The organism is Neisseria leonii, from assembly GCF_028776105.2.
Classification (GTDB): domain Bacteria; phylum Pseudomonadota; class Gammaproteobacteria; order Burkholderiales; family Neisseriaceae; genus Neisseria; species Neisseria leonii.
The window spans coordinates 1,216,428-1,229,083 of sequence record NZ_CP145606.1 but is presented as its reverse complement, the minus strand read 5'-3'; the positions used below and the strand labels follow the sequence as shown (position 1 = coordinate 1,229,083).

General features: G+C 59.1%; 12 protein-coding genes. 4 read left to right on the top strand and 8 right to left on the bottom strand.

Annotation, left to right across the window (positions count from 1 at the left end):
- Positions 1-222: 222 nt before the first annotated feature.
- A complete protein-coding gene (locus ORY85_RS05880; protein ID WP_274572106.1) occupies positions 223-624 on the bottom strand; it encodes a hypothetical protein in 402 nt (133 codons plus the stop codon).
- 114 nt (positions 625-738) lie between these two features.
- Here ORY85_RS05880 and ORY85_RS05875 point away from each other — a divergent pair, with 114 nt between their 5' ends.
- Positions 739-1,605, top strand: coding sequence for an ATP-binding protein (locus tag ORY85_RS05875; RefSeq protein WP_274572105.1), 867 nt, complete (start codon positions 739-741; stop codon positions 1,603-1,605).
- 520 nt (positions 1,606-2,125) lie between these two features.
- Here ORY85_RS05875 and nusB read toward each other — a convergent pair.
- The 7 genes from nusB to ORY85_RS05840 form a co-directional block, all read right to left on the bottom strand.
- A complete protein-coding gene (gene nusB, locus ORY85_RS05870; protein WP_274572104.1) occupies positions 2,126-2,569 on the bottom strand; it encodes a transcription antitermination factor NusB in 444 nt (147 codons plus the stop codon).
- Positions 2,569-3,039, bottom strand: coding sequence for a 6,7-dimethyl-8-ribityllumazine synthase (gene ribH / locus ORY85_RS05865; protein ID WP_274572103.1), 471 nt, complete (start codon positions 3,037-3,039; stop codon positions 2,569-2,571). Before ribH ends, nusB begins: the two co-directional genes overlap by 1 nt.
- Before the next feature lie 34 nt (positions 3,040-3,073).
- On the bottom strand, positions 3,074-3,391 hold the full coding sequence (locus ORY85_RS05860) for a DUF2185 domain-containing protein (protein ID WP_274572102.1): 318 nt from the start codon (positions 3,389-3,391) through the stop codon (positions 3,074-3,076).
- A 110-nt stretch (positions 3,392-3,501) separates the two neighbouring features.
- Positions 3,502-4,404, bottom strand: coding sequence for a DMT family transporter (locus tag ORY85_RS05855; protein ID WP_274572139.1), 903 nt, complete (start codon positions 4,402-4,404; stop codon positions 3,502-3,504).
- A 27-nt stretch (positions 4,405-4,431) separates the two neighbouring features.
- The gene (locus ORY85_RS05850) at positions 4,432-5,145 is read right to left on the bottom strand and encodes an S-methyl-5'-thioinosine phosphorylase (protein WP_274572101.1); all 714 of its coding nucleotides are present in this window, start codon (positions 5,143-5,145) and stop codon (positions 4,432-4,434) included.
- A 54-nt stretch (positions 5,146-5,199) separates the two neighbouring features.
- Complete coding sequence (locus ORY85_RS05845; RefSeq protein WP_274572100.1) at positions 5,200-5,622, bottom strand: thioesterase family protein; 423 nt, start codon at positions 5,620-5,622, stop codon at positions 5,200-5,202.
- A 33-nt stretch (positions 5,623-5,655) separates the two neighbouring features.
- On the bottom strand, positions 5,656-6,309 hold the full coding sequence (locus ORY85_RS05840; RefSeq protein ID WP_274572099.1) for a TetR family transcriptional regulator: 654 nt from the start codon (positions 6,307-6,309) through the stop codon (positions 5,656-5,658).
- 237 nt (positions 6,310-6,546) lie between these two features.
- On the opposite strand from ORY85_RS05840, the gene ORY85_RS05835 reads away from it, so the two are divergent.
- Genes ORY85_RS05835 through ORY85_RS05825 form a run of 3 tightly spaced genes read left to right on the top strand, consistent with a single transcriptional unit; the run spans position 6,547 to position 12,457 of the window.
- A complete protein-coding gene (locus ORY85_RS05835; protein WP_274572098.1) occupies positions 6,547-7,812 on the top strand; it encodes an efflux RND transporter periplasmic adaptor subunit in 1,266 nt (421 codons plus the stop codon).
- Positions 7,813-7,823: 11 nt separating this feature from the next.
- Complete coding sequence (locus tag ORY85_RS05830) at positions 7,824-11,018, top strand: efflux RND transporter permease subunit (RefSeq protein WP_274572097.1); 3,195 nt, start codon at positions 7,824-7,826, stop codon at positions 11,016-11,018.
- A complete protein-coding gene (locus tag ORY85_RS05825) occupies positions 11,018-12,457 on the top strand; it encodes an efflux transporter outer membrane subunit (RefSeq protein ID WP_274572138.1) in 1,440 nt (479 codons plus the stop codon). The genes ORY85_RS05830 and ORY85_RS05825 overlap by 1 nt, the downstream gene beginning before the upstream one ends.
- Positions 12,458-12,656: the final 199 nt, after the last annotated feature.

Sequence of the window (12,656 nt, the reverse complement as noted above, 5' to 3'; positions counted from 1 at the left end):
AAACGGAATTTCCGTATTTTCAGACGGCCTTTTTGCAGGTCGGATACTTGGTATCCGACAGATTTCTCCGATACGGTTGTGTTGATGTCAGATTCGGGAATCCGACCTACGGTTTTGAAAATGGGGGATAGTCTGTATCTTGTGATGCCGCCGTATGCCGGGAACAATCAAGGCCGTCTGAAATACGGAAAACCCGTTTTCAGACGGCCTTTTGAGGCAGTATCAGTCAATCGTATGCTTTTTATACTGTTTCCATTTGAAACCGTAGCCCGAAAGCGCGACGACCGCAGCGGCAATGAGTTTGAACGTCCACGAAGCGTACCAGGGTTTCTGTACGATAATGGTGTCGCCGAATGCTTCGGGTGCAACCAGCCCGCGCACGGCAAACCAGTCCAGAACCGGCCACCAGCAGGCGGTGAGCAGGCCGAGAAACAGCGGCCAGATCAGGCGGGTCAGATTGCGCTGCCACAGCAGGAAAAACACGGTTGCCCAAATCAGCGTGAGCGCGGCGGTCAGCAGCGCGGTTTGTGCGGGTGCGCCGAGATAGGAAACGGCAAAATAGCTGAATACCACCCACAGCAGCGCGAGCGCGGCCATGATGAGTTCTTCGGGGCGTTTGAACATGGTTTGTCTCCACAAATTTCCGATAGGGAATATACCGCAAATCGGCGGCTTTGCCTAATGATGCGGCGTTGCGGCTGTGCTATATTGCACCGCTCTGAGTATAGGATAACGGATATGAGCAGTTTTCAGGATTTTCTGCGTTTGGCGGTCAGCGTGATGCGCCGCCTCGATGCGTGGCTGCCGCCCGAGGCGGCCGAACCCGACTGGCAGGCATCGGCCTACCGTTGGCGCAAAAACGGGCAGGGCGGAGTGTTGGAGGCTCTGCCGCACCCGCATACATTTGCGGTATCCAAACTGGCGGCGGTGGACGGACAGGCGGCCAAGCTGGTGCGCAATACCGAGCAGTTTCTCGACGGCCGTCCGGCCAATAATGTGCTGATGACGGGTGCGCGCGGCACGGGAAAATCTTCGCTGGTGAAAGCCATGCTGCACGAATACGCCGACCGCGGCCTGCGCCTGATCGAAGTGGACAAAAGCGATCTGACTGCTTTACCCGCGCTGCTGACGCTGGTGGCGGGGCGGCCGGAAAAATTTATCGTGTTTTGCGACGATTTGTCGTTTGAAGACGGCGAAGACGGCTACAAGGCCTTGAAAACCGCCTTGGACGGCGGCCTGTCGCAGCGTTGCGACAATGTGCTGGTGTATGCCACGTCCAACCGCCGCCACCTGATGCCCGAATATATGGACGAAAATCTCGGCAGCGGGCGCGGCGAAGTCCACCCCAAGGAAGCGGTGGAAGAAAAAGTATCCCTGTCCGACCGTTTCGGTTTGTGGCTGAGTTTTTATCCTTTTGATCAAAACGATTATTTGCAGGCGGTGGAAAACTGGCTGGCCGATTTCGGTTTGCAGTTGGACGATACCGCCCGCCATGCCGCGCTCAATTGGGCGCAGACGCGGGGCAGCCGTTCCGGCCGGACGGCATGGCAGTTTGTCTGCGACTGGGCGGGACGGCCGCCGCAGGCGCGCAAGGTGTTTGACTAGAATTTGTGAGGAGCAGGGCGGATAAGGCCGGATAATCGGTATCGATTGTTGATGATTTGCGAAATCTGTGCCGATGTCGGATTCAGGCATCCGACCTGCGTTTTGTTTTTAAAATCGCGTGTGTCAGGATGGGTAGGTGGGATACTCTGTATCCGACAACTGAGAGCGATAGAGCGATGTTTTGGCAATGGGCAGGCAGGATACCGGTTCGACAAGCATTTTGGGACGATGTCGGATTTGAAAATCCGACCTACGTTTTGCCGTTGGAATGGAATATGAATGCGCGTTGCCCGCATGGGTAGATTGGACACCCTGTATCCGGCAATAGTGTTCAGGGTTGCAAGACAGGATGGGAAAACATAGCTATTTCGGGCGGATATTTTGATTCCATGGGGAGCCGTCGTCCGCCAAATATATTGCAGCCGAGTACTCAGGCCGTCTGAAAATCCGTAATGGCGGTTTTCAGACGGCCTGAGATGTCGCGTGCGCGTGCGGCCGGCAGGGTTGCCGGCGGACGGTTTCAGCCGCGCTTGGGATCGTTCGGGCGCAGTTGTGCGGCCAGTTTGTCCAGAATGCCGTTGATGAATTTGTGGCTGTCGGTGCCGCCGAAAGTTTTGGTGACTTCGATGGCTTCGTTGATGATGACGGGATACGGTGTTTCCGGCATCGCCGACAGTTCGTGGCAGGCCATCAGCAAAACGGCGCGCTCGACGGGGTTGATGTCTTTTTCGTCGCGGTCGAGCAGCGGGCGCACGGTTTGGATATATTGGCTGCTGTTGCCGTGTGCGCCGAAAAAGAGTGCGGTAAACAGTTGTTCGTCGGCAAAGGCAAAGTCTTTATGTTCGCGGATATTTTGCGCCGCTTCAACGGCGGAATGGCCGCCCAGAGCGGTTTGGTAGAGTGCCTGTACGGTCAGTTCGCGGGCACGGCGGCGGGGGCTGGTTTTTTTGGGCGTGTGCGGCATCAGTCTTCTTCCTGTTCGCCTAACAGCAGGTTGATCAAGTTGCCGCATTCGACGGCCACTACGGCGGCATCTTCGGCTTTTTCGACAATGCGCGCGTGCGCCTGTTCGTCGTTTTCTGTTGTGAGGATGGCATTGGCTACGGGGATTTTGTAGTCCAGCGTTACGCGGGTCAGGGCTGCGCCGGATTCGTTGGCAACCAGCTCGAAATGGTAGGTTTCGCCGCGGATAATGCAGCCGATGGCGATGAGTGCGTCAAACTGGCTGGTACCGGCCATCGAGTCAAGTACCAGCGGCACTTCCAGCGCGCCGGGTACGGTGGCAACGGTGATGTTGTCGTCGTGTACGCCCAGTTGGCGCAGTTTGTTGACGGCCGCTTCGAGCATGGCCGAGCCGACTTCGTTGGTAAAACGCGCCTGCACAATGCCGATGCGCAGGTGTTCGCCGTTCAGATTGGGTTCGATAATGTTCATGGTTTTGTCTTTCGGATAAGGAGGGTAGGGGCGGTCAGGCCTGCGGCTGCCAATCGGCCACGGGTGCAAAGCCGTTTTCCGTCCATTCCCATGCGCCTTCGGCTTCCTGCAGCAGTGGGGCGATGTCGGGGTTGGCGGCGAGAATGTCGCCGATGCCCGAAACGGTGAAGTTGTCGGGGTTGTCGGTATATTCGTCGCTTTCGCCGCCGCTGAAAAAACGCCAGCCGCTGTCGTGTTCGAAGACGGGGGCTTCGCGGTAGAGAAAGCCGACGGGACGGCCTTGGCGGCTGATTTCTTTGGTGGCAATGCAGCGGTCGAGTGCGGCACTGAGGGCTTGGGCAAACGGTTTCATGCGGTTTTTACGGTGGCGGCCGTCTGAAAATCCGTATCGGCGGATTCAGACGGCCTGTTGTCGTTAAACGGCGGATTTTACACCAATCCGGCCGGTTCCGCACGGCCTTGTCAGCTTGCGGACGCATGTCCGGGCGACGGACTCCGGGGCGAGCCGAGATATACGGCCGCCAACGTAATCCATACTCCGCACCACTGCATAGGTTCAACCGTTTTTCCCAGCCAGAACGCATCAATCAGCAGCGCGGCTGCCGGTTCGGTCAACAGGAGCAGGCCGGTCAGTGAGAGCGGCAGCAGCGGTACAGTATAGGCAATCATGCCCCAGGCCAGGCACTGCATGACGGCGCCGTACACCAGCACCAGTCCGGTATCGGCGGCACTTGTCGGATACAGCGCGTGCCGGTCGAACAGCAGTGCGGGCAGAATCAGCGACACCACGCCGCCCAAGCTGATCAGCAGCATCATGGGAAACAGTGCCACGGTTTCGGCCTGATGTGCTTTGCGTACGGCCAGCATGGAAGCGGCCAGCATGGCGCCCGACGCCGTGCCGCTGGCAAAACCCCAAGCGGCGGCACTGTTGTTACCGAATTCCGGCGCGGCAATCAGCACCACGCCTGCCACGGCGGCGGCCATTGCGGCCGACTGGCGGCGGCCCGGCTGCTCGCCGAAGAGAAAAAAGCCGAAGGCGGTTAAAAAGAAAATCTGCAAGCTGTTGAGCAGTGTGGAAATACCGGGGCCGACGGCATGAATGCTTTCCGCCCATAGGGCCAAATCAAATGCCAAAAACACGCCGGCCAGCAGCGACCACCATACGGCGCGGCGGTTTTCGGGCAGTTTGTGGCCGAAAAACCGTGTCAGGCAGGCAAAAATAAGACCGGCGGTCAATAACCGCCACATCGACAGGGCATATGGGCCGACGGAAGAAAATTTCACAATCAGGCTGCCCAGTCCGAACAGGATGCAGCCTGTCACCAGCAAGGGGGCGGCGTGGCGGGTGGGAGAAAATGCAGGCAGCAAAACAGCATTCCTTCCGAAAAGGGGTTACCAGTCTTTGAGCAGGCGGCGGATCTGTCCGATCGCGCTGTGGCTCTGCATGTCGCGCTGGTGTGTGTTGCCGGTGCTGCTGCCCGCACAGCAGACTACGCCGCACAGGTGGGCGTAGGGCAGGTCCAGTTCGCGTGCCAAAACCGCTTCGGGCATACCGGTCATGCCGATAACGTCCACCCCGTCGCGGGTAAAGCGGCGCATTTCGGCGCGGGTGGCGGTACGCGGCCCTGGCAGGCAGCCGTAAACGGCACTGCTGAGGATAGGGGTGTCGTGTTTCTGTCCCAAATCCAGCAGGGCGGCGCGCAGGGCGGCATCATAGGGCTCGCTGAAATCGGTGTGGCGTACTGCGGCATTGCCGCCTTCAAAGAAGGTGTCGGCGCGGCCTGAGGTGTAGTCGATTAAGTCGTCGGGCAGAACCAGTGAACCGGCGGTTAGATCGGCACGGAGTGCGGTAACGGCCGAAATGGCGATGATGCCGTCTGCACCGGCTTCTTTCAACGCCCAGATGTTGGCGCGGTAGTTGATTTCGTGCGGGGCGAGGGTGTGGGCGAGACCGTGGCGGGCGAGAAACAGAATCTGCCGCGAACCGAGCCGGCCGGTCAGAACCGGCGCGCTGGGCAGGCCGTAGGGTGTGCGGATAATTTGACGGTGGGTGATTTCCAGTTCGGGAATGCGGGTGAGGCCGCTGCCTCCGATCACGGCAAACATGGCAAAGTCCTGACGTTTTGTATGGGGAAACGGGGCGATTGTAACCGATGGTGTTCAGGCGATAAAGGCTTGGAAGGCGGCGGGCATGGCGGCGGTGCGTTGGGCGGCGTAGTCGAAAAAGACCATGCCGTTCTGTATGAGTGCTACGGGCGTGCCGTCGCCGGCGCGGTAGACGGCGGCCAGCAGGATAAAGCCCGCGCGGGTGGTTTCGCCGATGCCGAGGTCGAAACGCAGCACATCGCCGCGATAGGCCTGTGCCAGATACTGTACGGCGGCATCGGCCATGATCAGACCGCAGCCGCCGGCATCGGTTTCGCTGAAACCGCCCGAGGCGAGCCAGCGCAGTCTGGCTTCGTGCATCAGGCGCAGGACGGCATCGTTGGCCAGATGGTTGCCGTAGTTGATGTCGCCGATGCAGACGGTGATGTCGGTAGAAAAGAGAATGCGTTCGGGTGCAGGAAGGCGGATACGCGGCATGGCGGTTCCTTATCGGACGGTCGGTACGCTATCTTAGCCCCGATTGTCCGTCGCCGGCAAGCTGCCGGGGGGGCGGAGGGTGGGGCTGCGGCTTAGGGCGAACAGGGCGGTATCGAGAACGGGCGGGGTAAGGCGTTTTAAATCCCATTCCTGATTATAGAGCCAGTTTTGCAGCAGGCCGTTGACGGCGGCTTGCAGAAAGACGGTGGCCGCATCGGTGTCCAAATCGGCGGGCAGGCGGCCGTCGCGGATTTCCTGTTCGATGGCGGCGCGGAAATGGGCTTCCCACAGCGTGCTGTACTTTTTATGAATATCGGTGATGGTGCGGTTCGCTTCGATGTGTTCGCATTTCAGGTGCAGGATGGTACACAGCTTGCGGGTGGTTTCGTTTTCTTCCGCATGGGCCAGCAGATAGGTCAGCGCGTTTTTCAGCGGCGTACCTGCTGCGTCCGCCTGCTGCGTGAGGCCGTCTGAAAAGGCGTGGCGGACGGTGTCGAACGTTTGTTTGAGCAGGTTTTCGAACAGGTCTTCTTTGTTTTTAAAGTGCCAGTACAGCGCACCCCGGGTGACACCGGCGCGTTTGGCGATGGCATCGAGCGAAGTGTCGGCCACGCCGTTTTCGTAAAAGGCTTCCAGTGCGGCATCCAGCAGCTGCTGTCTGGTGGCTTGGGCTTTGGCTTTTCTCATGCGGAAACGGGGTTGCAGGTTGGAAAACGGGCATTATAACGCAGAAATTTAACTTTATTACATACAGGATTGTATGTATAATCGCGCGCATCTTGGATTTCAGACGGCCTGCCGCAGGGCGGGCCGTCGGCAGATGCCCGGCCGGCGGGCTGTCCGTGCGGTATGGCGGCTTGGGGCGGTGTATCGGCCTTTTCTGTTTTTCACACATCAAACCGTTTTTCGAGTAAAGGAAAAATTATGGCAAGGATCAGTGTATCCGTACCGCTGCGTGCCGGTGTGCTGGCGGTGTCTGCCGCTTTGGTTCTGGCCGCCTGCGGCGGCAAAGAAGGCGGAGCGGGCGGCGGGAAAGCCGCAGCGGCTCAGGAGCAGCCCGCGCCGGTGGTGGGCGTGGTTACGGTGCAGGCGCAGGAAGTGGTGCTGAGTACCGAGCTGCCCGGCCGTTTGGAGGCCAACCGTTCGGCCGATGTGCGTGCGCAGGTGGGCGGCATTATCAAGAAGCGTCTGTTCCGGGAAGGCACTTATGTGCGGGCGGGGCAGGCGCTTTATCAGTTGGACGATGCCGTGTATGCGGCCGGTCTGGAAAGTGCGCGTGCCCAGCTGGCAACGGCACAGGCGGCTTTGGCCAAGGCCGATGCCGATGTCTCACGTTACAAGCCGCTGGTGGCGGCCGATGCCGTGAGCCGGCAGGAATATGATGCGGCCGTGGCGGCCAAGCGTTCGGGCGAGGCTGCCGTCAAGGCTGCGCAGGCTGCGATCCGTTCGGCGCAGATTAATGTGAACTACTCGCGGATTACGGCACCGATTTCCGGCTTTATCGGCCAGTCGAATGTGTCGGAGGGGACGCTGCTGGCGGCGGGCGATGCCAAGGTTCTGGCCAATATCCGCCAGACCGATCCGATGTATGTGAACATTACCCAGTCGGCAGGCGAAGTGATGAAGCTGCGGCAGGATATTGCCGATGGCAAGATGCAGTCGGTCAACGGCCGCATTGCGGTGGATATTCTGTTGGAAAACGGCACCAAATACGCCCATCAAGGCCGTCTGCTGTTTGCCGACCCTTCGGTGGACGAGGCGACCGGCCAAGTGAAACTGCGCGTGGAAGTGCCCAATCCCGACAATCTGCTGCTGCCCGGTCTGTATGTGCGCGCTTCGCTGCCGCAGGCGGCGGTGGCCGGTGCGTATCTGCTGCCGCAGCAGGCGGTAACGCGCGGTCAGCAGGATACGGTGATGATTGTGAACAACGAAGGCGGCATGGAGCCGCGTGCGGTAACGGTGGCCGGACAGCAGAACGGAAGTTGGATTATTACCGGCGGTCTGCAAAACGGCGATAAAGTGATTGTGGACGGGATTGCGGTGGCCGGTATGATGCAGGCGAAAAAAGTCACGCCGAAAGAGTGGAGTCCGTCTGCCGCACAGGCAAGGCAGGCCGCCGCGCCGGCATCTGCGGCTTCTGCCGTTCAGACGGCCTCCGAGCCTGCCGCCGCTTCCTCTGAAAGCAGATAAGGAAGGGGAATATGGCTAAATTCTTTATCGACCGTCCGATTTTTGCCTGGGTGATTGCGATTTTCGTGATTATCGCGGGTGTGATGGGCATCAGAAATCTGCCGGTTTCGCAATATCCTTCGGTCGGCGCGCCCACCATCACGCTGACGGCCACTTATCCGGGCGCATCGGCCAAAGTGATGGAAGACAGCGTGTTGTCCGTCATCGAACGCAATATGAACGGCGTGGAAGGTTTGGACTATATGTCCACCAACGCCACATCCAGCGGCAGCGGTTCGGTCAGCCTGACGTTTACGCCGGAAACCGACGAAGATATGGCGCAGGTTGAGGTGCAGAACAAATTGTCCGAAGTTTCGGCGATGCTGCCTGCTGCGGTTCAGCAGAACGGTGTGATTGTTTCCAAATCGCGATCCAACTTCCTGATGGTGCTGATGATGTCTTCCGAATCGATGAATACGGAAGAAATCGCCGACTATATCGAGCGCAACATCAAGCCGGAAATTCAGCGCGTAGAAGGGGTGGGTGATGCCCGCCTGTTCGGTTCACAGCGTGCCATGCGCGTGTGGGTGGATCCGAAAAAACTGCAAAACTACAATCTGTCGTTTGCCGACGTTTCTGCGGCCATCAGTGCGCAGAACGCCCAATTGTCGGTCGGTACGCTGGGTGATCTGCCTGCGGTGCAGGGGCAGACGATTTCCGCCACCATTGTTGCCGACGGGCAGGTCAGCACGCCGGAAGAGTTCGGCAATATTATGCTGCGCAGTACGGGCGGCGGTGCCAACGTTTATCTGAAAGATGTTGCCGATATTCAGTTGGGCAGCCAGAGTTATGCGGCCGATACCCGCCTCAACGGCGAGCCTGCGGTCGGCATGGCGGTGATGCTGTCCAACAGCGGCAATGCGGTGGCCACGGCAGCGGCCGTGCGCGAAAAAATGGATCAGTTGCAGCGTTTTTTCCCCAACGATATGCAGTGGTCGGCACCGTACGACACTTCGAAATTCGTCAATATCTCCATCGAGAAAGTGGTCTATACGCTGATTGAGGCGGTGGTGCTGGTGTTTGTTGTGATGTTCCTGTTTTTGCAGAATATCCGCTATACGCTGATTCCCACCATTGTGGTGCCGATTTCGCTGCTGGGCGCGTTTGCCTCGATTTGGTATCTGGGCATGTCGATTAACGTGCTGACTATGTTTGCGATGGTGCTGGTCATCGGTATTGTGGTGGACGATGCGATTGTGGTGGTGGAAAACGTCGAGCGGATTATGGCTGAAGAAGGTCTGCCGCCGGTGGCGGCCACCAAAAAAGCCATGGGCCAGATTTCCGGCGCGGTAATCGGTATTACCGCCGTGCTGATTTCGGTGTTTATCCCGCTGGCGATGTTCAGCGGCGCCACCGGCAATATCTACCGCCAGTTTGCCGTTACCATGGCGATTGCGATTGCGTTCTCGGCCTTCTTCGCGCTCACGCTCACGCCCGCATTGTGCGCGTCCATGCTCAAAGCCCTGCCCAAAGGGCATCACGAGGAGAAAAAGGGCTTTTTCGGCTGGTTCAACCGCAAGTTTTCAGACGGCACCCATCGTTACGAAAGCCGGGTAGCCAAGCTGCTGCGCAAATCCGCGCGCATGATGGCGGTCTATGTGGCACTGGCGGTGGTGGCCGTTTTGCTGTTTGTGCGTATTCCCGCATCGTTTCTGCCGCCTGAAGACCAGGGCAGCCTGATGATGATGGTACAGCTGCCTGCCGGTGCCACCAAAGCGCGTACCGATGCGACATTGGCCGTGGCCAACCAAGTGATTACGTCGATGCCCGAAGTGGATAATTTTATCGGTGTGTCGGGTTTCAGCTTTGCCGGTTCCGGCCAGAATGTGGGCTTCGGTTTTGTAACGCTGAAAGACTGGAAAGAGCGCACGGCACCGGGCAGTGATGCCGCGTCGGTGGCCGGTAAAATTACCGGTGCGCTGATGGGCAGCGTGCGCGACGGTTTCGCCATTGTGATGAACCCGCCCGCCATTATGGAGCTGGGTACCAGTGCCGGTTTTGAAATGTATCTGCAAGACCGCAGCAATGCCGGTCATGAGGCTCTGTTGGCCAAACGCAACGAGCTGATTGCCAAAATGCGCCAAAGCCCGATGTTTGATGCGTCCAATGTGCGCGCTTCGGGCCTGGAGGATGCGCCGCAGCTGAAAATCGAAATCGACCGTCAGGCCGCCGCTGCTCAGGGCATCGGTTTTGCCGCGATTAAAAATGTGTTGGGAACGGCTTTCGGCTCCACTTATGTGAACGATTTCCCGAACAACGGCCGTTTGCAGCGCGTGATTGTGCAGGCCGATGCCGCCGCGCGGATGCAGCCTGCCGATATTCTCGCGCTGCCCGTACCCAACGGCAGCGGTACGGCGGTGCCGTTATCGACTGTGGCGCGGGTGTTTTGGGAAAAAGGCATGGAGCAGAGTGTGCGTTTCAACGGCTATCCCGCCATGCAGATTTCGGGCGCGGCCGCCTCGGGCTATTCGTCGGGCGATGTGATGGCCGAGGTGCAGAGAATGGTGGACGAAATGCCGGGGTTCAGCCTCGAATGGAGCGGCCAGTCGCGCGAAGAGGCCAAAGCCGGTTCGCAGACTTATGTTCTGTACGGTTTCGCCATTCTGGCCGTGTTCCTGGTGCTGGCGGCACTGTATGAGAGCTGGTCGATTCCGCTGGCCGTGATTCTGGTGGTGCCGTTGGGCTTTTTGGGGGTGGTGCTGGGTGTGACCGGCCGCAACCTGGCCGGCGGCCTGTTCGGCCTGCCGCCCCAATACCTCAACGACGTTTATTTCCAAGTCGGCCTGATTACGGTTATCGGTTTGAGTGCGAAAAACGCGATTCTGATTATCGAATTTGCCAAAGACTTGCAGGCGCAGGGCAAGAGTGTGCTGGATGCGGCACTGTCGGCCGCCCATCTGCGTTTCCGTCCGATTATTATGACTTCGTTCGCCTTTATTTTGGGCGTGGTGCCGCTGTATATCGCATCGGGTGCCAGCTCGGCCAGCCAGCGCGCCATCGGTACGACCGTGCTGTGGGGTATGCTGATCGGCACTGTGCTGTCTGTATTTCTGGTACCGCTGTTTTATGTGGTGGTGCGCCGTTTCTTTAACGGACAGCCGCGCCGTTTGGCACACGGTGGGACGGCAGAGGCCGCCGTCCGTACCGACGACAAGGATTCTGTATGATGAAAACATTCACTCTCAAACCGTTGTGTACCGCTCTGGCCGTCGTGCTGGTGTTGTCGGCGTGCAGCATGATGCCGAAATACGAGCAGCCGCAGGTCAGTGTGGCGGAAACGTTCAAATACGATGAAGCCGGGGAAGCGGGGATTCAGGCGGCCTCTTTGGGGTGGCAGGACTATTTTGCCGACCCGCGCCTGCACCGGCTGATTGAAACCGCGTTGGAACGCAATACCGATCTGCGTGCCGCCGCACTCAATGCCGAAGCCCTGCGCAAACGCTATATGATCCAGCGTGCCGACCTGCTGCCCGGCCTCAACGCTTCGGGCAGCGGCCAGCGTGCCCGTACCGCCGCCGATTTGAGCGGCAGCGGCCGCTCGTATGTTTCATCCGCATATAACGTGGGCTTGGGCATCACGGCCTACGAGCTGGATTTGTTCGGCCGCGTGCAGAGCAATGCCGAAGCCGCGCTGCAAAGCTATTTTGCCGGTACGGCGGCACGCGACTCGGTGCATCTGACGCTGGTCGCTTCGGTGGCCAAAGCCTATTTCAACGGACTTTATGCCCAAGAGCGTATGGCTTTGGCGCAAAAAGTGCTGAAAAGCCGTGAAGAAACTTACCGGCTGACACAGTTGAAACATCAGGCGGGTGTGGTTTCCGCTGTGGATCTGCGCCAGCAGGAGGCCTTGATTGAAGCGGCCAAAGCCGATTATGCCGGTGCGGTGAAGACCAAAGAGCAGGCGGAAAATGCGCTGGCCGTGCTGATCAACCGGCCGCTGCCGTCTGATTTACCCGCCGGACTGCCTTTGGACCAGCAGTTCAAAATCAGCCGTCTGCCTGCCGGATTGAGTTCGGAAGTGATGCTCAACCGCCCCGACATCCGTGCGGCCGAGCACGCGCTCAGACGTGCCAATGCCAACATCGGTGCGGCGCGCGCGGCGTTTTTCCCCAGCATCAGCCTGACCGGCACCATCGGTACGGGCTCTGCCGAGCTGGCCAACCTCTTCAAGGGCGGCAATGCCACATGGGCGTTTATGCCCAGCATCAACCTGCCGATTTTCAACTGGGGCAGCAACAAGGCCAATCTGGATTACGCCAAACTGATGCAGCAGGTGGAAGTGGCCAATTATGAATCGGCCGTCCAGTCGGCATTCCGCGATGTGGCCGATGCGCTGGCCGCGCGCGCGCAGCTGGACAACAGCCATGCCGCGCTCGTCAAGCAGCGCAACGCCTATGCCGATTATCTGCGGCTGGTCAATCTGCGCTACCGCCACGGCATCGCCAGCGCGCTGGACCTGCTCGATGCGGAACGCAGCAGCTATGCTGCCGAGACCCAGCTTCTGGCCGGCAGCCTGACCCGTCTGGAAAATCTGGCCGACCTGTATAAAGCCTTGGGCGGCGGCCTGAAACGGCACGGCGGCGACCCGGCATCTGCCGCGCCCTGATGCGGAAGGCCGTCTGAAAACGGGAAGCGGGTTCGGACGGTGTTGCGCCGGCCGTTTTCAGACGGCCTGACCGGCGCGGCGCGTTTGTGAAAAAACAACACATCAAGCGCGCTTTGACGGCGATTTTGCCGCAAGGCTTGAAAAGCAAACGGATTTTGTGGTATAAATCGCGTTTTACTGTTTCAGAAGTTTGGAGTTC